This is a genomic window from Pseudomonas asiatica, assembly GCF_009932335.1.
Lineage (GTDB): Bacteria > Pseudomonadota > Gammaproteobacteria > Pseudomonadales > Pseudomonadaceae > Aquipseudomonas > Aquipseudomonas asiatica.
The window spans coordinates 2,742,123-2,761,413 of the sequence record NZ_BLJF01000001.1; the positions used below are offsets into that span (position 1 = coordinate 2,742,123).

Below are 19,291 nucleotides of genomic sequence, written 5' to 3' on the forward strand. Positions count from 1 at the left end.
TTCGCCCCATGGACATCTACGAAATTCGCAAGCACAACCTGGTCAAGCTGATCGGCAACCAGAGAAAGGGATCCTGCGCGGAGCGCTGGGGGATGGCGCCTGCACACCTGAGCCAGATCCTTTCGGACAAGACAGCGAAGAACCTGGGCGATGACGTGGCCCGCCGAATCGAGGGCATCGAAGGCTTGCCGCGGGGGTGGTTCGACGCGATGGCAGTGGGCGACCAGACGCAGGCGCCGGCCGAGGCGGGTGACAGCAAGCTTTCCGCAGCTGACCTGGTCAAGCAGATGCTTGCCAGAAGCGGCAGAGGCATCCCCGAAGAAACCCGGCAAAGGCTGCTGGCCGCCGCCGAGGAGCCGGCAGATTCGACACTGGTGGCCGCTGAACCTGCTCGGCCAGGCCTGGTGGGCGACGAAGTGTGGATTGCCCACTACGACGTCCGCGCAGCCATGGGTGGCGGGCAGATCCCCCACGACTACCCCGAGATGTTCAAGGATGTTCGCGTCAGCCCAAGCCACCTGCGCGAGCTGGGCGTGGAGTTCAGCGAGCACCACCACCTGAAGATGGTGACCGGTTGGGGCCAGTCGATGGAGCCGACCATCAAGCACCGCGACCCGCTGATCGTGGACGTCAGCATCCGCGAGTTCGTCGGCGATGGAATCTACTTCTTCTCCTGGGGCGACCACATCTACATCAAGCGGCTGCAAATTGCCGACGAAGAGCATTTCGAGATGATTTCCGACAACTCGCGACACAAGGACCGCATGATTCGCCGGGAAGAGACCTACATCCAGGCCAGGGTACTACTGGTGTGGAATGCGCACCTTGTGTAAGCCTCATTGATCTGGCAGGGCACTGTAGGAGCAGCCTGGTGCTGCGAAGAGGCCAGTACTGACAATGCATATCTGTTGCCTGTTCCGGCCTCTTCGCAGCACAAGGCTGCTCCTGCAAAGTGGGCATTTTCCGATGTTCAGAAAGGTGCCGCCTCCTCGGCCTGCTGCTCGCTGTCCTGCTCGACGATAAAGTCGTCGCGCTCCTCCACGCTGCCGCGCTCCCAACGTACCGTCACGCTCTCGTCGTCGTTGAAGGTCAGTTCCAACTCGGGCGTCTCGGCCAGCAGGCCCATCACCTCCTCCCACTCGGCATCACCGTCGGTATCCAGGCGATGCACCGTCACCCAGCGCTGCGTCTGCGCGAGCGGGTGGTTGATCATTGCTGACACGCGCAAGCTCAGCCGCTCCATTCCGGTCATTTCCTGGCGCTGATGGGGCGTCGACTTCAAGTGCTTAGACATATTCTTATCCTGATAGCTGTATATTCGTACAGTATTCAAGGGAAGCTTATCTCACCGCCAAATCAAGCGTAAAGCCCCGCTGCGGAAAATTTTCGCCAACAGGTAATTTGTCGCTCGGCGAAATAATTTTAGCCATAAGCTATTGACGATGATTTAGCGCAAGGCTAATTTTCACTCCAGCAGCCGCCACCGTGCTGCTGCGGCACCAACCGACATTTCCATTCAGGAGTTCCCCCCATGAGCGTAGATATCAGCAACCTCACCATCGCCGTTCCGGTGGCCGAATCGTCGATCAGCACCGTAGCGGTCGAACTCACCGGCAGCGAAGCGATTGCCCTGTACCCGAACTACGTGAAAGTGCTCAGCGATGGTTCGGTCCAGTTGTCTGCCCCCACCAAAGGCGCTTCGAGCAAAAGCACCCGCAGGACCCGCTGCGAGTGGTCGGAGCCGGAATACTGGACCCTGGGCGGCGCCTTGGATCACTGGAATCGCCAGGAAATGACACTGACCAAGGTCAACTGGGCGCAGAAGGTGGTCATCGCGCAGATGCACGTCTACGGGGACGACAGCCCGCCCGTGAAGGTGTTCTGGAAAAAGGGCGACATCACCCTGGGTTTTCGGCGGACCTACAACCAGACTGACCCGATCAACTCGACGGTGCTCAAGGGGGTACCGCTGGGGGCAAAGTTCGAGGTGAGCATCCATGCCACGTCGGCAGGCGTGGTTACCGTTACAGCCAAGTGCAACGGGATGACCGGATCGTCCGGCGATCTGCAGTTCGACAGCACCTGGGCTACACAGCTATTAGAGTTCCACGGCGGGGTCTACAACCAGGTGGACTACACCGATACCACGCCCGCCGATGACGGCTCGATCTGCATCATCAGCGACCTATCGTTGATCCATGCCTGAGCCCAGGCAACTGGCAAGACATCCCGATGCCCTGCATCCCAGCGCAGGTTGCATCGGGATGCCGATTGGCGTTGAGCCGCCCCCAAGCGCTACATACAAGCTAAGCTCCACCTTCGGGCGCTTTTTCGATGGCCCCGGCACCATGCATCTACATCGTCGCTCTCGCGATCCATACCACCTGGCCAGATTTGGCCTTGAAGAGGATGCACCCATGGCGACAATCGAGACTCAAGCTCTTGCGCAAGGTCTCTCGCAAGTAGAAAGCAGCTGGCAAAAGTATGTAATTTCCCAAAAAAATACTGAAGGCCTAAGCGGATCCGAACTCAAGGCTGCCCTGAAAGCTAGTGCGCAAGACTATAAAAGGTTTCAGAATCACAGCCAGCAATTTTATGCAGAGGTTCGCAAACGGGTGACTGATGCTGAAAAACTGGAACAAGACAAGCAACTCTACCCTCACTATTACACTTGACGGGTTGATTTGATTTTCTTGTGAACCCAGGTTAGCTCTCAGCATTTCCTGGTAGTGCCCAGCATATAGCCGGGCATTTCCTTATAGGTTTTGCCCCCTATCTCGAGGCGGTGACAGGGTCTGCAGCGGGAGCGACCTCATCGGCGACTCGACGCGCGCGGCCAACTCCCCAAGCAAGCGCTCGGGCCATAGACTCATTTGGCCGGGAGTCGAAGGCCTCTTCGTGGAGTGCCATGCCGGACCGCGCATAGATACCGATGAACACCTGCGTGCTGCCGGTGCGCGAAAGCCTCACCCGCACATCGATAAAAGTGCCGTCAACAAGGGTTTCCTCGTGAGATCGGTGGTGGAGCGTAGGGTCAGCCCAGGCCCAGTACACATCGCCGCGCACGCGCATACAGCCCTCCTGCAACCGTTTGGTGGATGGTCATTAATCCAAAAAATAGCCAAGACGAAGCGGTGATCAAGGCTGTCCAACAGGTTTGAAAGCCAACCCGACAATTGGCTGTTTGCTCCCAGAATTCCCCCCTCAATTCACTGCTGCGACATGGCGAACTGGCGAAACTGGAGACAAACGTAATTGGTACAGGATTAAATTTCGTTCACGTTGCGCCCTTTAGTCATAAGGCATTCGACAGCAAATCAGCCATACTCCAGAATGCAGCGGTTTTTTGGGGGAAAACCCTTGCACAGCCAACGACATACCAACTTTTAGTGAGCCTCAACGTGAAAACATCCCTGTCCATCCTCAGCCTGCTGCTGTTGCTCACAGGTACTGCGACCCTTCCGTCGACCGCTGCTGCACAACCCCCGGCCCAGGTTCAACGTGACCCATCCAAGCTGCACCTCGCCTCGGGCAGCGCCCTGCTGATAGACCTGAACACCAACCAGGAGCTGTATTCGAGCCACGCCGACCGCGTGGTGCCGATTGCCTCGGTGACCAAACTGATGACGGCGATGGTAGTGCTGGATGCCAAGCAGCCCATGGATGAAATGCTCACCATGACCATTGCCAACAACCCGGAAATGAAAGGCGTGTATTCGCGTGTGCGCCTAGGCAGCCAGCTCGACCGCCGCGAAACCTTGCTGATTACCCTGATGTCATCGGAAAACCGTGCGGCCAACACCCTGGCCAACCATTACCCTGGCGGCTACCCGGCGTTCATCAAGGCGATGAACGCCAAGGCCCGCAGCCTGGGCATGGCGCACACCCGCTACGTCGAGCCAACGGGCCTGTCGACGCAGAACGTGTCCACGGCCCGTGACCTGGCCAAGCTGCTGATGGCGTCGCGCAAGTACCCGATGCTGAGCGAGCTGTCGACCACCCGCGAGAAGACCGTGGCCTTCCGCAAGCCCAACTACACCCTGGGCTTCCGCAACACCGACCACCTGGTGAACAAGAGCAACTGGGACATCAAGCTGACCAAGACCGGCTTCACCAATGAAGCCGGGCACTGCCTGGTGCTGCTGACCCGCATGGACAACCGCCCGGTGGCCATGGTGATCCTCGACGCCTTTGGCAAGTACACCCACTTCGCCGATGCCAGCCGCATGCGTCAGTGGCTGGAAACCGGTGCTGCCAAGCCGGCGCCGGCGGTGGCCATGCAGTACAAGGCAGAGCGGCAGAACAAGGGGCGCCTGGCGGCCGAATGACCGAAGCCGGAATGATGGGGCCTGCACCGGCCCTATCGCCGGCAAGCCAGCGCCCACAGTGACAGCACCAGGCCTGCGAGAGCAACTGCCATGCGCAGTCCATGTGGGAGCCGGCTTGCCGGCGATGGGCTGCACAGCAGCCCCAAGTTCGTCAGGCCGTGGTGCTGACCATCCCGCCCGCGCTGCTGCCACCCGTTTTCTGTAATGCTTCGAGCAACTGCGCGGTGGCCTGCAGGATTTCACCATTGATGGTGGCGATGCTCGCTTGCTTGGCGGACACAGCTGCCAGCTTGGTGGTTTCGTCCATCTTCTGCGCCATCAACTGGGCCAGTTGCTTCTGCTCCTCGGCCAACTGCTTCTGCAGCTTCTTGATCATCTCGCGCAATTGCCTGATGTGCGCAGGCTCCGAACTTTCACTGCTGCTCTGGGCACCTTGAGTCTGGCCACCACCGTTCACCTTCGACGTGTCGGCCTGAGTGCCGGCCCCATTCTCTTCAGTCTTTTGCGCATCCTGGCTGTCGGCGGCCTGGGTTGTGCTCAGCGCCTGGCTCGTGGTGCTGATGCTGACTGCTGCAATACCTGTCATGTCTTTCTCCCTGCGTTGCAAATGGGTCCTTGGGTTGTTCTGCCTATCGGCCGACAGGCGCAGGCCTTTAGCCCCCTGCTGCAAGTGGCCGATCGGCCGCCAGTAAACTCCCCATCGTTTGGCTCGTTCCACCCAATGTACAAACGCAGGCGCCGGTCTCTCCCGGCGAGCGTCAACATTCGACCATTATGGAACCGCAGCCATGAGCCAGTCTGCAAAACCGGAAACCATCAAGGACCTGATCGGCGTGGGCTTCGGCCCTTCCAACCTGGCCCTGGCCATCGCCCTGGAAGAACTCGCCGAGTCCCACGGCCATGCCCTCGACGCGCTGTTCATCGACAAGCAGCAGGACTATCGCTGGCATGGCGAAACCCTGGCCACCCAGAGCGAGCTGCAGATCTCGTTCCTCAAGGACCTGGTGTCGCTGCGCAACCCCACCAGCCCCTACAGCTTCGTCAACTACCTGCACCAGAAGCAGCGCCTGGCCGACTTCATCAACCTCGGCACCTTCTACCCCTGCCGCCTCGAGTACAACGACTACCTGCGCTGGGCCGCCGAGCACTTCGCCACCCAGGCGGTATATGGCGAGGAAGTGCTGCGCATCGAGCCGGACGTGCAGGCGGGCCGAGTCGAGCACCTGCGCCTGGTCTCGCGCGACGCCCAAGGCCGCGAATATAGCCGCCGCACCCGTTCGGTAGTGGTCGGCAGCGGCGGTACGCCAAAAATCCCGGAAAAGTTCGGTGCCTTCAAGGACGACCCGCGGGTATTCCACCACTCCCAGTACCTGAGCAGCCTGAACAAGCTGCCATGCACCGCCGGCAAGCCGATGCGCATTGCCGTGATCGGCTCGGGCCAGAGCGCCGCCGAGGCGTTCATCGACCTCAACGACAGCTATCCGTCGGTCAAGGTCGACATGATCCTGCGCGGTTCGGCGCTCAAGCCCGCCGATGACAGCCCGTTCGTCAACGAGATCTTCTCGCCGGACTACACCGACCTGGTCTACAACGAACCGGCCGACCAGCGCAGCAAGCTGCTGGGCGAATACCACAACACCAACTATTCGGTGGTCGACCTCAACCTGATCGAACGCATCTACGGCATCCTCTACCGGCAGAAGGTCGCCCACCAGTACCGCCACAATGTGCTGTGCCGGCGCCAGGTCGAAGCCGTGGTGGCCACCCGCGAAGGCCTGGAGCTGACACTGCGCGACCTCGCCACCGGCCAGCAGCAGACCCACCGCTACGATGCGGTGATACTCGCCACCGGTTACGAGCGCCGCTCGCACCGTGACCTGCTGGCGCCCCTGGCCGGCTACCTGGACGATTTCAACGTCGACCGCAACTACCGCGTGCTGACCAGCCCCGACCTGCAGGCCTCGGTGTACCTGCAGGGCTTCTGCGAAAACAGCCACGGCCTGAGTGACACCCTGCTCTCGGTGCTGCCGGCGCGCGCTGCGGAAATTGGCCGCGCGCTGTACCAGGACCTGGCGCAGCTGCACGGCAAGCCGCAACCGGCAGTGGCTCTGACCCGCGCCTGATCCTCTAGGCATTTAACAGCATCTGTAGGAGCAGCCTTGTGCTGCGAAGAGGCCGGTACTGACAGTGCATCTCTGTTGTCAGTACCGGCCTCTTCGCAGCACAAGGCTGCTCCTACAGGGTCGCGCCAGCTTTCAGGTTTCTTTGCCCGAAACATTTGCTTGCATTTAAAACGGCAGGTTTTCGATTCTCATTCGTCCTTATCAATACAGCCCCTCTTTGGCTGGGCACACGCTCGACTCCCCATTGCAGAAAACCGTCAGATGGCCAAATCACCGAAAAAATCCAAATCCAGGCTGTGGTTCCTGGTCCACAGCTGGCTCGCCTTGCCGATCTGGTTCTTTGTCCTGATCGTCTGCTTCACCGGCATGCTCGCGGTGGTCAGCCAGGAAATCGTCTGGCTGGCCGACCCCGCCGTGCGCGCCAACAAGCCCGACGCCGACGCCGAGCGCCTGAGCTTCCAGCAGGTACTGGACGCCCTGCACAAGGCCGAGCCGGACATGGTGGTGGAGCGGCTGATCCAGCCCGACGGTTCGCACTTCGCGGTCAAGGCCAATGTCACCCTGCCTGACGGCACCAGCCCGACGCTGTATGTAAACCCCTACACCGGGGCCATCCAGGGCAAGACCCCGGACTTCAACTTCGAAGCCTTCACCCGCGCCTTGCACGGCTGGTGGCTGGTGCCGTTCACCAGCGGTTTCAGCTGGGGCTGGTACCTGGTGTCGTTGCTCGGGCTGCCCATGCTGGCTTCGCTGGTAACCGGCCTGGTGGTGTACAAGAAGTTCTGGAGGGGCTTCTTCAAGCCAGTGCGCACCGGCCATGGTTCGCGAATTTTCTGGGGCGACCTGCACCGCCTGGCCGGGGTCTGGTCGATCTGGTTCATTGCGGTCATTTCCATCACCGGCACCTGGTTCCTGATCCAGGCAATCCTGGCCGACAACCACATCACCATTTCCAGCCGGCCCATCGTGCCGGTGATCGCCCGTGAGGACGTGCCGCAAACCCCGAATGGCAGCCCGGCAGCGCGCATCGACCTGGATGAAGCGGCACGCATCGCCGGCCTGGCGGTCCCGGGGCTGGAGATCAGCTTCATCTCGCTGCCGGCTACCGCCTACAGCCACATCACCCTGGCCGGACCAGGCTGGTACCCGCTGATGTTCCAGAGCGCCTCGGTGAACCCGTACACGCGTAATGTCGACAGTCAGTTCCTGATCAGCGACCGCTCCGCCCTGGAGTTCGTCACCGAGTCGATGCGCCCGCTGCACACCGGCGATTTCGGCGGCCTGCCGATCAAGCTGGTGTGGTTCTTCTTCGGCCTGGTCCTCACCCTGATGGTGTTCAGCGGTTTGCTGATCTGGACCAAACGCACCGCCCAGGCCACCGCCGCCGCCCTCAAGCGCAGCGAGCGCGCACCGCGCATGGCGCGCCATGAACCCACCGTGGAGATCCGCCCATGAGCCAGGCCCAAGCCGTGCCAGCCAGCCCGCTGAAGCAACTGTGGCTGAAGTGGCGTTTTCACCTGAACATCCTGCTGATCCTCATCCCGCTGGGCTTCATGCCCAAGTACTTCGCCGAGGCCAAGCTGTTTCGCGGCGAAGCGGGGCTTGGCGCCAATGTGATCCACGACATCCAGGTCGGCCCCTATACCCTGGACCTGGCCGAGATGCGTGACGAGGCTCCCCGCGCCGATGGCCCGGCCGGCCACTTCAAGGTCTTCAATGCATCGCTGTGCAAGGCCTGCGTCAACGGCGTCAAGGCGGCCTACCTGCGCATCGGCAAACCACGCAGCCTGCGCGCCGCCGGCACGATTTTCTTCGGTGCGCCGTACAACATGGGCACCTCGTTGCCAATCCCGCCACGCACCAAGCCCGACGCGCAGATCTGGATCACCCTGGAAGGCTGGGACGGCAGCATGCACCAGGCGTCGGTCCCTCTGGCCAAGGCATCGCCAGCCACCGTGGCCTGGCTCGAGAAACAAGGAGGCAAGAAATGAAACACCTGATACGCACCCTCGCCCTGCCCTTGCTGGTGCTGGCCGCCTGCCCGGCCCTGGCGCACAACCCGATGTGCGAGTGTGAAGAGCTGGCCGGCGGCCAGGTCAAGTGCACCGGCGGCTTCTCGGACGGCAGCGGCGCCCCCGGAGTTACCCTGGATGTGATCGGCTACGACGAACAGGTGCTGGTCGGCGGCAAGCTCGGTGATGACTCGACCCTGACCTTCAAGCGCCCGGACGGCGAGTTCTACGTGCTGTTCGATGCCGGCCCCGGGCACGTGGTGGAAGTCGACTACGCCGATATAGCCCAGCCATGAGCCGCGCCCAAGTGATTCGCCCGGCCGGCGCCGGGCACGAAACCCTGTACGTGCTGCTGGTCAGCCTGCTGATCGTGGTACTCGCCATCGGTGTGGTGCTGCTGCGCGGCGAACGCGAGGATGAACAGGCCATCGCCAGCCACCAGATAGACGCCCGTCGCGACCTGACCGCCGCCGAGCAAGGCCTGTACACCGACTTGCGGGTGGCCTTCGACGAAATCCAGCTGCTGCGTGAAGAGAACACCGCTGCGCCCAGCGTACAGGCACTTGCCGAGGAAGGCCTGCCACCGTTCGTGGTCGATGCCGGCAGCCAGAGCCGCGGCAGCCACCAATGGTCGTGGCTGGAGACCGGGGCCTACCTTGGCCGCAGCCAGGCCCCGGAAGTGGCCGGCAGCCTGCTGCTGATCCTGCCGGCCGACAGCACCGGCCAGGCCGATGTCTGGCTGCGCCGCGACAGCGCCGCCGTGACCCCGGACGACCTTGGCCAGGCCGCCCTGATCGCCGCCGGCTGGCAGCAGGTGGTCAGCCATTACGACGCCGGGGTCACCCGCGAACACCGTCATTGAACCCAAGGACTTCCCCATGCTCCGCTCCGCCCTCGCCCTGCTCCTGGCCATTGCCCTGCCGGCACAGGCCCTGGCCGATAACGGCAAGCCCCTGCGTATCGGCATTACCCTGCACCCCTACTACAGCTATGTGAGCAACATCGTCGGCGACAAGGCCGAAGTGGTGCCGCTGATTCCGGCAGGGTTCAACCCCCATGCCTACGAGCCACGGGCCGAGGACATCAAGCGCATCGGTACCCTGGACGTGGTGGTACTGAACGGCGTCGGCCATGACGATTTCGCCGACCGCATGATCGCCGCCAGCGAGAAGCCCGACATAAACACCATCGAGGCCAACCAGAACGTACCCTTGCTGGCGGCCACCGGCATTGCCGCCCGCGGCGCCGGCAAGGTGGTCAACCCGCACACCTTCCTGTCGATCAGCACCACCATCGCCCAGGTCAACAACATCGCCCGCGAACTGGGCAAGCTCGACCCGGACAACGCCAAGCTGTACACGCAAAACGCCCGCGCCTATGCCAAGCGCCTGCGCGCACTGCGCGCCGAAGCACTGGCCAAGGTCACCGAGGCGCCCAGCGCCACCTTCCGGGTCGCCACTATCCATGCCGCCTACGACTACCTGGTACGTGACTTCGGCCTGGAGGTGACTGCGGTGGTCGAGCCAGCCCATGGCATCGAACCCAGCCCGGCCCAGCTGAAGAAGACCATCGACCAGCTCAAGGCGCTGGACGTGCGGGTGATCTTCTCGGAAATGGACTTCCCGTCGGCCTATGTCGAAACCATCCAGCGTGAATCCGGCGTGCGCCTGTACCCGCTGACGCACATTTCCTACGGCGAATACACCAAGGACAAGTACGAAGTGGAGATGAAGCGCAACCTCGACACCGTGGTCCGCGCCATCCAGGAGAACCGCGCATGACCGCCGCCGCCAACCTGGTGACAGCCTGCGGGCCGCGCATCGAGTTTGCCGGCATCGACCTCACCCTGGGCCGCACCCGCATCCTCGAACAGGTCAGCTTCAACGTCGCCGCCGGCAGCGTGCATGCCATCGTCGGCCCCAACGGCGGCGGCAAGAGTTCGCTGATCAAGACCCTGCTCGGGCAGATGCCGCACCAGGGCCAGCTGACCCTGCACTGGCCCGGCGAACGCGAAGTGATCGGCTATGTGCCGCAGGCGCTGGAGTTCGACCGTGGCCTGCCGATGACCGTGGACGATTTCATGGCTGCCATGTGCCAGCGCCGCCCCGCCTTCCTCGGCCTGTCGCGCCGTGTGCAGCCGGCCATCGACGCAGCCTTGGCGCGGGTCGGCATGCTCGACAAGCGCAAACGGCGCATGGGCGCGCTTTCCGGTGGCGAACGCCAACGCGTGCTACTGGCCCAGGGCCTGATTCCCGAGCCGCAACTGCTGGTGCTGGACGAGCCGATGTCGGCCCTGGATGAAGCCGGCATCCAGGTGTTCGAACAACTGCTGCAGGGCTGGCGCCAGGCCGGCACCACCGTGCTGTGGATCGAACACGACCTGGAAGCCGTGCTGCGCCTGGCCGACCGGGTTACCGGCCTGAGCCGCCAGGTACTGTTCGACGCCCCGCCCGCCCAGGCCCTTACCCCAGAGCGCCTGCTCGGCCTGTTCTCCGTTCACCCGCGTAGCGAGAGCCTTGCCTGATGAGTTTTGAAATCTTTCGGCAAACGGTCCAGGACTGGGCCACTGCCGGCTACCTGCCCGAGGCGCTGGCCTACGGCTTCGTGGTCAACGCTTTGCTGGCCGGTTTGATGATCGGCCCGGTGCTGGGCGGCCTGGGCACCCTGGTGGTGGTCAAGCGCTTTGCCTTCTTCTCCGAGGCGGTCGGCCATGCCGCGCTGACCGGCGTGGCCATCGGCATCCTGCTGGGCGAGCCCTACACCGGCCCCTTCGGCAGCCTGTTCGGCTACTGCCTGCTGTTCGGCATCTTGCTCAACTTCCTGCGCAACCGCACCGGGCTGTCGCCGGACACGCTGATCGGCGTGTTCCTGTCGGTGTCGCTGGCGCTGGGTGCCAGCCTGCTGCTGATGCTGGCAGGCAAGATCAACGTGCACATCCTCGAGAACGTGCTGTTCGGCTCGGTGCTGACCGTCAGCAGCCAGGACCTGGTGGTGCTGGGCATCGTCGCGGTGCTGGTGCTGGCATTGGCAGTGCCGCTGTACAACCGCATCATGCTGGCCAGTTTCAACCCACAGCTGGCAGCCGTGCGCGGGGTGGCGGTGAAAACCCTGGACTACCTGTTCGTGGTGCTGGTGACCCTGGTCACCGTGGCCTCGGTGAAGGTGATCGGGGCGATCCTGGTCGGGGCGTTGCTGGTGATCCCCGCTGCCGCCGCACGCCTGGTCAGCCAGTCGCTGAAGGGCTTTTTCTTCCTGTCGGTGCTGATCGCCACGCTGAGCACGCTGCTGGGCATCCTGCTGCCGATCGTTTTCGACCTGCCGGTGCCGTCCGGCGCCGCGATCATCCTGGTCGCCGGCATCTGCTTCGCCCTGGCGGCGCTGGCCCGCGCCCTCGTCCCCCGCCTGCAAGGAAACCCGGCATGAACCTGAAACGCCTGACCTTGGCCCTGGCACTGGCCGGCCTGCCGTCGCTGTCTTTCGCCACCCAAGTGCTGACCACCCTGCCCGTCACCCACAGCCTGGCCAGCGCCTTGCTCGAGGGCACCAAGGTGCAGCTCAAGCGTGCAGCACCCGCCAACCTGCCTGCCAGCCGCCAGCCTTCCTATTTCAGCGGTCGCGGTGGCGCCAGCCTGCACAAGGCCGCGCAGCAGGCCGACGCGGTGATCGGCGTGCGCTCGATCTGGCGTGACGACCCGCTGTACCCGATGGCCCGGCGTAGCAATATCCGGATCGTCGAAATCGACGCCGCACGGCCAGTGGATGGCGCGCTGCCGGGCATAGCGGTGAGCGGCGACGAGGCCTATGGCGCCTACCCCTGGCTCAACCCGACCAACTTCGGGCGCATGGCCGACGTGGTAGCCAATGACCTGGAGCGGTTGGCGCCGGGCGACAAGGCGCAGATCCAGGGCAACCTGGCCGGGCTCAAACGCCAGTTGCTGGAGCTTTCGGCCAGCAGCCAGACACGCTTGGCCAAGGTCGACAACCTGACGGTGGTGAGCCTGTCGGAACGGCTGGGTTATCTGGCCAGCGGGTTGAACCTGGACGTGGTCGAGCAGCCGCTGCCAGCCGAGTGGGATGCGACTGCGCTGAAGGCGCTAGGGGACAACCTGAAAGCGCAGGATGTGGCGCTGGTGCTGGACCATCGGCAGCCGGAAGCGGCTGTGGCCGAGGTGATCAAGGCGTCCGGGGCGAAGCTGGTGGTGGTGGAAAGTGACCCTGAGGATGCGTTTGCGGGGCTGAAAGCCAGCGTCGACCGTGTGGTTGGGGCATTGGGCGAAAGCTGATGTTCTCCTCGCAGTCCCACAGGCCTGCACGGTCCCTGTGTAGGAGCGGCCTTGTGTCGCGATGGGCTGCGCAGCAGCCCCAAGGGTTCAGCGGTGCTGCACAATCTTGGGGCTGCTGCGCAGCCCATCGCGACACAAGGCCGCTCCTACAGGACCGCGCTCGCCAGCCAGGCCACCATTAACGCTTCATGCACCGCTGATAACGCTCATCCACCCGCCCGGCAAACCACGCCGTGGTCAGCTTGCGGGTGATCTTCGGGCTTTTCAGCTGGATCCCCGGCAGCACCGCCCGTGGCACCGGCTTGCCGGCCGCAGCATCAGCAAGGGCGAACACCCCGCTGTACAGCTTGCTGTCCTCGAAGGCCAGACTATCGCCCTGCTCCAGCTGGCTGCGAATCTGCGGGTTGCGCAGGCCCAGCTTTCCTCCCAGTTTGCGTGCCGCCTTTTCAGTGGTCCCGGGCATGATCGAGCCCGGCGCCACCAGGTCGCCATCCAGCGCCAGCGTTACCCCCGTCACCTTGCTCAGTGCCGCCTGAAATGCCGCATTGCGGCTTGCGTACCAGCCCGCGTTGAAATCGGCAAAGCGGTACAGCTGGCGATCGTAGTTGGCCGAATAGCCCAGCAAGTGGGCGATACCGAAATACATGCCGCCGCGCCGGGTGAACACTTCCTGGCGAATGCTGCCGTCGTGGCTGTAGGGGTAATCCCGCGCATGCTTTTCGGCAAAGTCGATGCTGACCTGCATCGGCCCTCCGGTATGCACCGGGTTCAGCCCGCCCAGCAAGGTCTTGCCCAGCGGTACGCGAGCGATGACTTCGTCGTACAGTTCGCTCAGCTGCTTCTCGCTGCGCACCGCCTGCAAACGTTGCTGGTAGCTCTTGCCATTACCCGACGGCGCCTTCAGTGCACCGTCGACCAGCAGCTTGGGGATGTGCAGGCGCGCAGCGCGGCGGTCGATTTCCTCTCGGGCGATACGCCCCAGGTTGGGCACTTGCGGGTCGGCATTGAAGGTCGATTCCTGCTCGGTCACCGCCAGCACCGCGCACAGGTTGCTCTTGCTGGGGGCAATTCGCTGGGCCTCGAACGCCACCTGAATGTCCCGGGCCCAGCCATCGCGGTCCTTGGCCTGGGCGGGTAACAGCCGCAGCAGTTGGGCGCGGACCTTGGCCGGGTCCGTCTCGGGCGCTTCCTCACGACGCCCGGCGCAGCCTTGCAGCAGCGCCAGGGCCATCAACCCGGCAGCCAGTAACCGGCCGTTCAGGGCTGTTCACCGACCAGGTAGGTCTTGCTGATGTGCCGGAACAGCGGGTGGCTGGCACTGCCCATGAGCTCGAACAGAACCATTTCGCGGGTCACCACCTGCGCCCCCGCGGCCCGCATGCGCGCCAGCCCTGCGGCCTTGCTCGCCGGCGTACGGCTATCACAGGCATCCTCGACCACGAACACCTGCTTGCCCAGTGCCAGCAGGCCAAGCACGGTCTGCAACACACAGACGTGGGTTTCCATGCCACAGACAATCACTTGCTCGCGCGCCATCAGACTTGCTGGCAGGCACTCGGCGGCCACGCAGGAAAAATGGCTTTTCTCCACCACCTCGGCGGCCGGCGCTGCGGCCAGCAGTTCGGCCAAGGTATGGCCCAGGCCCTTGGGGTACTGCTCGGAAATCACCGTCGGCAGTTCCAGCTCGTTCGTCGCTGCCAGCAGCCATCGGGCCCGCGCGCGGGTGCCTTCAGGGTCGCTCATGGCGCCGATGAGTTTTTCCTGGATGTCGACGACCAGCAGCGTGGCCTTGTGGGGATCGATCAGCATTGTCTGCCTCTTGCCTGGGAAAAGGCCTAGCCTCCCCCAGGCAAGCGGTGACGTCAATCAGGCGGACAGCCGAAGCGGCTGCAGCGACGCGGTGAGTGCAGCGAGCACCCGGTCTTCATGCTCATGGATGAAGAAGTGGCCGCCTGGGAACATCTGCAGCGAGAACGCCCCGAGGGTTTCCTTGCGCCAGGCCTGCAATTGCTCGTCACTGGCGCGGTCCTGCATGCCGCCCAACACGTACAGTGGGCACTGCAAAGCCGGCCGCTGGCGGTAGGCGTAGGTACCACACAGCAGGAAGTCGGCGCGCAGGGTGGGCAAGGTCAGGCTCATCAGCTCGGCGTTGGCCAGCACTTCCTCGGGCGTGCCCTGAAGCTCGCGCAACTCGCCGATCAACTCGGCGTCGCTCTTGGGCTCGCGCCAGTTCTTGCCATCGTAGTCCTCGCGGCGGGTCGGCGCTGCGGTACCGCAGGCAAACAGGGCCAGTGGCGCCGGGCAGCCCAGCGCTTGCAGCTCATGGGCCAGCTCGAAGGCCAGCAAGGCGCCAAGGCTATGGCCGAGCAGCGCGTAGGGGGTGCTGGCCGCCAGGCGCTGTTCGGCAGCCAGTTGCCGGGCCAGGGCCTGCATGTCGGTGTGCAGTGGCTCGGCAATGCGCGCACCACGCCCGGGCAGTTCCACCGGGCGCACCTGCAGCCACGTCGGCAGCTTGCGCCGCCAGCGGCTGTAGACCATGGCGCTGGCCCCGGAATACGGCAGGCACAGCAGGTTCAATGCAGTCACTGGGCGGCGGCTTCGGCCATTTTCTGGCGCAGGCTCAGCGGGCGCATGTCGGTCCAGACTTCATCGATGTAGGCCAGGCAGTCCTTTTTCAGGCCGCTCTTGCCTACGGCACGCCAGCCGTTGGGGATGGCTTTGTAGTCGGGCCAGATCGAGTATTGCTCTTCGTGGTTGACCACTACCTGGAACTGGATATCGTCGCGGTCGAAAACGGAAGTCATTGCCTGTCTCCTTGAGTGATGGGTGCCGCTGCGCGCCTGGCGCAGGGGGGCTTTCAAGTAGACGTGGCGTGCGGCGAAAAAATTAGTGGGGCTGACGCGGTCTTCAGGTATCCCGCAACAGGTCGTGGGTATCGAGCAAGCGGAAGGCCACCTGCGGGTTGCGCTCCAGCCCACGGCGGATCGCCGCCGGGATCGACTGCCGGGTCTTGCGGCATAGGCCGGGCTGGTCGTCCAGTTCGATGACGATGCCGCGCATGGTTCGCACTTCGTTGAAACCGGGGGCAATGTGCACGCGAATGCCGAGGTTTTCATACATCCGCTGCTGCAGGCGTTGCAGGTCTTCCAGGTCCTTGAGGTTTTCCAGGCGGTCGAGCAGGCGTTTCTCTTCCTGGCGGGTCAGCAGGAGGATGCGCTGAGCGGCCTGCGGGTGATCGACCAGGTGTTCGCGGCCGCAGTCGCAGGCGCCAGGGGGGCAAGGTTGGCGCAGAGGCGGTGTAGTGCTCATGGAGCAATCATAGCCTGTACCGGCCTATTCGCGGGTGAACCCGCTCCTACAGGTTCCGGCTAAAACTTTCCTGTCAGGCAAAAAAAATTCACAAAACTCTAGACCGTCACCCGCCTCTTCGCCTATAAATCGCCTAAAGGAATTTATATTCCTACCAAGAAATATTTCTTCGCCTCCACGCGAAGTCTCTTTGCCCTTGTGCCCGACCTGCCCCACTCCATCACGAGGCCTATCCGACATGCATCCCGCTCCCGATCACTTCATCCTGCGCGTCAGTTGCCCGGCCGTGTCCGGCATCGTCGCCGCGGTGACCACCTACCTGGCCGAGCACGGTTGCTACATCAGCGAGATGGCGCAGTTCGACGACGAGGACAACGGGCGCTTTTTCATGCGCGCGGTGTTCCGCTACAACACCGGTGTCACGGGTGACACACCGCAGCTGGAAGCCGGCTTCGCCGATGTCGCCCAGCGCTTCGACATGCAGTGGAGCCTGCACAGCAGTGCCCGGCCGATGCGCGTGCTGCTGATGGTGAGCAAGTTCGACCACTGCCTGTCCGACCTGCTGTACCGCCATGCCAAGGGCGAGCTGGACATGCAGATCACCGCCGTGGTCTCCAACCACCTGGACCTGCGCCCGATGGCCGAGCGCCAGGGCATCCGTTTCGTCTACCTGCCGGTCAGCAAGGACACCAAATCCGAACAGGAAGCCGCGCTGCTGCGCATCGTCGAGGACACCGGCACCGAACTGGTGGTGCTGGCGCGCTACATGCAGATCCTCTCCGACGACCTGTGCCGCCAGCTGTCAGGCCGGGCGATCAACATCCACCATTCGTTCCTGCCCGGTTTCAAAGGCGCCAAGCCTTATCACCAGGCCTACCAGCGCGGGGTGAAGCTGATCGGTGCCACCGCCCACTACGTCACCAGCGACCTGGACGAAGGCCCGATCATCGAGCAGGAAGTGCAGCGCGTGGACCATGCCTACACACCGGATGACCTGGTGGCCATCGGCCGCGACACCGAGACCATCGCCCTGTCCCGCGCCGTGAAATACCACCTGGAGCATCGGGTGTTCCTGAACCACGACCGCACGGTGATCTTCAAATGAACGCCATTCCCAGTATCAAGCTGATCGACGGCAAGGCTACCGCGACGCGGGTGCTGGCCGAGGTACGCGAGCAGGTGCAGGAGCTGCGCCAGGGCGGCGTGCAACCGGGCCTGGCGGTGGTGCTGGTCGGTGCCGACGCTGCCAGCCAGGTGTACGTGCGCAACAAGGTGCTGCGTGCCGAAGAGGTGGGCATCCGCTCGCTGGAGCATCGCCTGCCCGCAGACACCAGCCAGGCCGAGCTGCTGACCCTGATCGACCGCCTCAACCGCGACACCGAGGTCAACGGCATTCTCGTGCAATTGCCGTTGCCGGCCCATATCGACGAACACCGCATTCTCCAGGCGATCAGCCCACTGAAGGATGTGGACGGCTTCCACAGCGAGAACGTCGGCGGCCTGGCCCAGGGCCGCGATGTGCTCACCCCGTGCACGCCCAGCGGCTGCATGCGCCTGCTGCGCGATGCCTGTGGCGAACTGCGTGGCAAGCATGCGGTGGTGGTCGGCCGCTCGAACATCGTCGGCAAGCCCATGGCCGCCCTGCTGCTGCAGGCCGACTGCACGGTGACCGTGGTGCACTCGCGCAGCCGCGACCTGCCGGCCTTGTGCCGCCAGGCCGACATCCTGGTGGCCGCAGTGGGCAAGCCGCGGCTGATCGGTGCCGACTGGCTAAAGCCCGGCGCGGTGGTGATCGATGTCGGTATCAACCGCATCGACGAAGGCGGCCACAGCCGCCTGGTCGGCGATGTCGACTTCGCCGCCGCCCTGCCCCAGGTGGCCGGCATCACCCCGGTGCCCGGCGGCGTCGGCCCGATGACCATCGCCTACCTGATGAAAAACACCCTGCTCGCCCTCGACCTGCAACAACAGGCCGCCCACCAGGAGCGCACCGCATGCCTTTCGCCCTGCTGAAATACGGCCTGAGCGCCGATTACCCGGTGGAGGTCGACCTGCCACCACCGTGCGAACTCAAGCCACGCTATGACGTGGTGATCATCGGCGGCGGCGGCCACGGCGTGGCCATCGCCTACTACCTGGCCAAGTACCACGGCATCACCAATGTCGCCGTGCTGGAAAAGGCCTACCTGGGCGGCGGCAATACTGCGCGCAACACAGCGGTGATCCGCTCCAACTACCTCACCAGTGAGGGTGTGCGCTTTTACGCAGAATCGGTGCGCATGTTCCAGAACCTGTCGAACGAGTTCGACTTCAACATCATGTATTCCGAGCGCGGTCAGCTCACCCTCGCGCACACCGACGCCACCGTGCGCGCCTTCCGCCAGCGCGCCGAGGTCAACAAGCATTTCGGTGGCCGCACGGAGATGATCGACCGCCAGCAGATCCACGAACTGGTGCCAAGCCTGAACCTGAACCCAGGCCACCTGCCGGTGCTGGCCGGCCTGTGGCACATCGACGGCGCCACCGCGCGCCACGACGCAGTGGCCTGGGGCTACGCCAGGCAGGCGGCCAAGCGCGGCGTCGAGATCCACCAGCTGACCGAAGTGCAGGACTTGCTGATCCGCAACGGGCGCATCGAGGCGGTGAAGACCAACCGTGGCACCGTGCAGTGCGGTTGCGTGGTGCAGGCCGTGGCCGGGGTCAGTTCGCTGCTGATGGCCAAGGCCGGCATTCGTGCGCCGATCCACACCTACCCGCTGCAGGCCATGGTCACCCAGCCGTTCAAGCCGTTTCTCGACCCACTGGTGAGCTCCTCGGCGCTGCACTGCTACGTGCAGCAGACCAGCCGCGGCGAGATCGTCTTTGGCGGCGGCTCCGACCCATACCCGCTGTACAACACCCGCTCCACCCTCGACCTCAAGGAGAGCCTGCTGGCACACGCCATCGAGATGTTCCCGTTCATGGCCAACGCCAAGCTGATGCGCCAGTGGGCCGGGATCACCGACATGACCCCGGACTACAGCCCGATCATGGGCCTGTCGCCGGTGCACAACTATTACCTGGACGCCGGCTGGGGCACCTGGGGTTTCAAGGCCACGCCGATCTGCGGCAAGACCATGGCCGAGCTGGTCGCCAGTGGCGGCAAGGTGCCGGAACTGATCGCACCCTTTGCCCTGGAGCGCTTCAGCCGCTTCCAGCAAGTCAACGAAATGGGCGCCACCGCGGCCAGCCACTAA

The 19,291-nt window shown here is 63.7% G+C and carries 24 protein-coding genes; 16 read left to right on the top strand and 8 right to left on the bottom strand.

Features of this window, described 5'->3' with window-relative positions; genetic code table 11:
* Window positions 1–8: 8 nt before the first annotated feature.
* A complete protein-coding gene (locus GYA95_RS12675) occupies window positions 9–833 on the top strand; it encodes a S24 family peptidase (protein WP_015270816.1) in 825 nt (274 codons plus the stop codon).
* Window positions 834–970: 137 nt separating this feature from the next.
* Here the strand turns inward: GYA95_RS12675 and GYA95_RS12680 are convergent, their stop codons facing one another.
* Window positions 971–1,294, bottom strand: a complete 324-nt coding sequence (locus tag GYA95_RS12680; protein WP_043935705.1) for a DUF1654 domain-containing protein — start codon at window positions 1,292–1,294, stop codon at window positions 971–973.
* A gap of 237 nt (window positions 1,295–1,531) precedes the next feature.
* Here GYA95_RS12680 and GYA95_RS12685 point away from each other — a divergent pair, with 237 nt between their 5' ends.
* The gene (locus GYA95_RS12685; protein ID WP_015270817.1) at window positions 1,532–2,206 is read left to right on the top strand and encodes a polysaccharide lyase family 7 protein; all 675 of its coding nucleotides are present in this window, start codon (window positions 1,532–1,534) and stop codon (window positions 2,204–2,206) included.
* Window positions 2,207–2,417: 211 nt separating this feature from the next.
* Window positions 2,418–2,675, top strand: a complete 258-nt coding sequence (locus GYA95_RS12690; protein WP_015270818.1) for a hypothetical protein — start codon at window positions 2,418–2,420, stop codon at window positions 2,673–2,675.
* A 97-nt stretch (window positions 2,676–2,772) separates the two neighbouring features.
* Here the strand turns inward: GYA95_RS12690 and GYA95_RS27915 are convergent, their stop codons facing one another.
* Window positions 2,773–3,072, bottom strand: coding sequence for a hypothetical protein (locus tag GYA95_RS27915; RefSeq protein ID WP_015270819.1), 300 nt, complete (start codon window positions 3,070–3,072; stop codon window positions 2,773–2,775).
* A gap of 329 nt (window positions 3,073–3,401) precedes the next feature.
* Between GYA95_RS27915 and pbpG the strand changes: the two genes are divergently transcribed.
* Window positions 3,402–4,328 carry a D-alanyl-D-alanine endopeptidase gene (gene pbpG / locus GYA95_RS12695; protein ID WP_023662495.1) on the top strand — a complete coding sequence of 309 codons (927 nt, stop codon included), beginning with the start codon at window positions 3,402–3,404 and terminating at the stop codon, window positions 4,326–4,328.
* Window positions 4,329–4,479: 151 nt separating this feature from the next.
* On the opposite strand, the gene GYA95_RS12700 is transcribed toward pbpG, so the two are convergent.
* Complete coding sequence (locus tag GYA95_RS12700) at window positions 4,480–4,914, bottom strand: kinetochore Spc7 family protein (RefSeq protein WP_015270820.1); 435 nt, start codon at window positions 4,912–4,914, stop codon at window positions 4,480–4,482.
* Between the two features lie 202 nt (window positions 4,915–5,116).
* On the opposite strand from GYA95_RS12700, the gene GYA95_RS12705 reads away from it, so the two are divergent.
* From GYA95_RS12705 to GYA95_RS12745, 9 genes are all read left to right on the top strand, one after another.
* Window positions 5,117–6,451 (top strand): lysine N(6)-hydroxylase/L-ornithine N(5)-oxygenase family protein, encoded by a 1,335-nt coding sequence (locus tag GYA95_RS12705; protein ID WP_015270821.1) that lies wholly within the window; start codon window positions 5,117–5,119, stop codon window positions 6,449–6,451.
* A 261-nt stretch (window positions 6,452–6,712) separates the two neighbouring features.
* The gene (locus GYA95_RS12710; protein WP_015270822.1) at window positions 6,713–7,906 is read left to right on the top strand and encodes a PepSY-associated TM helix domain-containing protein; all 1,194 of its coding nucleotides are present in this window, start codon (window positions 6,713–6,715) and stop codon (window positions 7,904–7,906) included.
* Window positions 7,903–8,442 carry a hypothetical protein gene (locus tag GYA95_RS12715; protein ID WP_015270823.1) on the top strand — a complete coding sequence of 180 codons (540 nt, stop codon included), beginning with the start codon at window positions 7,903–7,905 and terminating at the stop codon, window positions 8,440–8,442. Before GYA95_RS12710 ends, GYA95_RS12715 begins: the two co-directional genes overlap by 4 nt.
* On the top strand, window positions 8,439–8,759 hold the full coding sequence (locus tag GYA95_RS12720; RefSeq protein ID WP_013973133.1) for a hypothetical protein: 321 nt from the start codon (window positions 8,439–8,441) through the stop codon (window positions 8,757–8,759). The genes GYA95_RS12715 and GYA95_RS12720 overlap by 4 nt, the downstream gene beginning before the upstream one ends.
* Window positions 8,756–9,325 (top strand): DUF6162 family protein, encoded by a 570-nt coding sequence (locus tag GYA95_RS12725; RefSeq protein ID WP_015270824.1) that lies wholly within the window; start codon window positions 8,756–8,758, stop codon window positions 9,323–9,325. The genes GYA95_RS12720 and GYA95_RS12725 overlap by 4 nt, the downstream gene beginning before the upstream one ends.
* Window positions 9,326–9,341: 16 nt before the next feature.
* Window positions 9,342–10,244, top strand: coding sequence for a metal ABC transporter substrate-binding protein (locus GYA95_RS12730; protein ID WP_015270825.1), 903 nt, complete (start codon window positions 9,342–9,344; stop codon window positions 10,242–10,244).
* Window positions 10,241–10,987 (top strand): metal ABC transporter ATP-binding protein, encoded by a 747-nt coding sequence (locus GYA95_RS12735; RefSeq protein WP_015270826.1) that lies wholly within the window; start codon window positions 10,241–10,243, stop codon window positions 10,985–10,987. The genes GYA95_RS12730 and GYA95_RS12735 overlap by 4 nt, the downstream gene beginning before the upstream one ends.
* Window positions 10,987–11,886 carry a metal ABC transporter permease gene (locus GYA95_RS12740; protein ID WP_015270827.1) on the top strand — a complete coding sequence of 300 codons (900 nt, stop codon included), beginning with the start codon at window positions 10,987–10,989 and terminating at the stop codon, window positions 11,884–11,886. Before GYA95_RS12735 ends, GYA95_RS12740 begins: the two co-directional genes overlap by 1 nt.
* Complete coding sequence (locus GYA95_RS12745) at window positions 11,883–12,746, top strand: metal ABC transporter substrate-binding protein (RefSeq protein WP_015270828.1); 864 nt, start codon at window positions 11,883–11,885, stop codon at window positions 12,744–12,746. The genes GYA95_RS12740 and GYA95_RS12745 overlap by 4 nt, the downstream gene beginning before the upstream one ends.
* A gap of 178 nt (window positions 12,747–12,924) precedes the next feature.
* Here GYA95_RS12745 and GYA95_RS12750 read toward each other — a convergent pair whose 3' ends face one another.
* From GYA95_RS12750 to GYA95_RS12770, 5 genes are all read right to left on the bottom strand, one after another.
* A complete protein-coding gene (locus GYA95_RS12750) occupies window positions 12,925–13,977 on the bottom strand; it encodes a DUF1615 domain-containing protein (protein ID WP_015270829.1) in 1,053 nt (350 codons plus the stop codon).
* A gap of 26 nt (window positions 13,978–14,003) precedes the next feature.
* The gene (locus GYA95_RS12755; protein WP_015270830.1) at window positions 14,004–14,555 is read right to left on the bottom strand and encodes a hydrolase; all 552 of its coding nucleotides are present in this window, start codon (window positions 14,553–14,555) and stop codon (window positions 14,004–14,006) included.
* Window positions 14,556–14,612: 57 nt separating this feature from the next.
* Entirely contained in the window at window positions 14,613–15,332 is a 720-nt protein-coding gene (locus GYA95_RS12760; protein ID WP_015270831.1) for a thioesterase II family protein, read from the bottom strand.
* Window positions 15,329–15,550 carry an MbtH family protein gene (locus tag GYA95_RS12765; protein ID WP_003256222.1) on the bottom strand — a complete coding sequence of 74 codons (222 nt, stop codon included), beginning with the start codon at window positions 15,548–15,550 and terminating at the stop codon, window positions 15,329–15,331. The genes GYA95_RS12760 and GYA95_RS12765 overlap by 4 nt, the downstream gene beginning before the upstream one ends.
* Window positions 15,551–15,653: 103 nt before the next feature.
* Window positions 15,654–16,055 (bottom strand): hypothetical protein, encoded by a 402-nt coding sequence (locus GYA95_RS12770; protein WP_015270832.1) that lies wholly within the window; start codon window positions 16,053–16,055, stop codon window positions 15,654–15,656.
* A gap of 238 nt (window positions 16,056–16,293) precedes the next feature.
* Between GYA95_RS12770 and purU the strand changes: the two genes are divergently transcribed.
* The 3 genes from purU to GYA95_RS12785 are packed head-to-tail and all read left to right on the top strand — an operon-like array spanning window position 16,294 to window position 19,291.
* Window positions 16,294–17,160, top strand: a complete 867-nt coding sequence (gene purU, locus GYA95_RS12775; protein WP_015270833.1) for a formyltetrahydrofolate deformylase — start codon at window positions 16,294–16,296, stop codon at window positions 17,158–17,160.
* Window positions 17,157–18,068: a bifunctional methylenetetrahydrofolate dehydrogenase/methenyltetrahydrofolate cyclohydrolase FolD gene (gene folD / locus GYA95_RS12780; RefSeq protein ID WP_015270834.1), complete on the top strand. Its 912-nt coding sequence runs from the start codon at window positions 17,157–17,159 to the stop codon at window positions 18,066–18,068. Before purU ends, folD begins: the two co-directional genes overlap by 4 nt.
* Window positions 18,050–19,291, top strand: coding sequence for an FAD-dependent oxidoreductase (locus tag GYA95_RS12785; protein ID WP_015270835.1), 1,242 nt, complete (start codon window positions 18,050–18,052; stop codon window positions 19,289–19,291). Before folD ends, GYA95_RS12785 begins: the two co-directional genes overlap by 19 nt.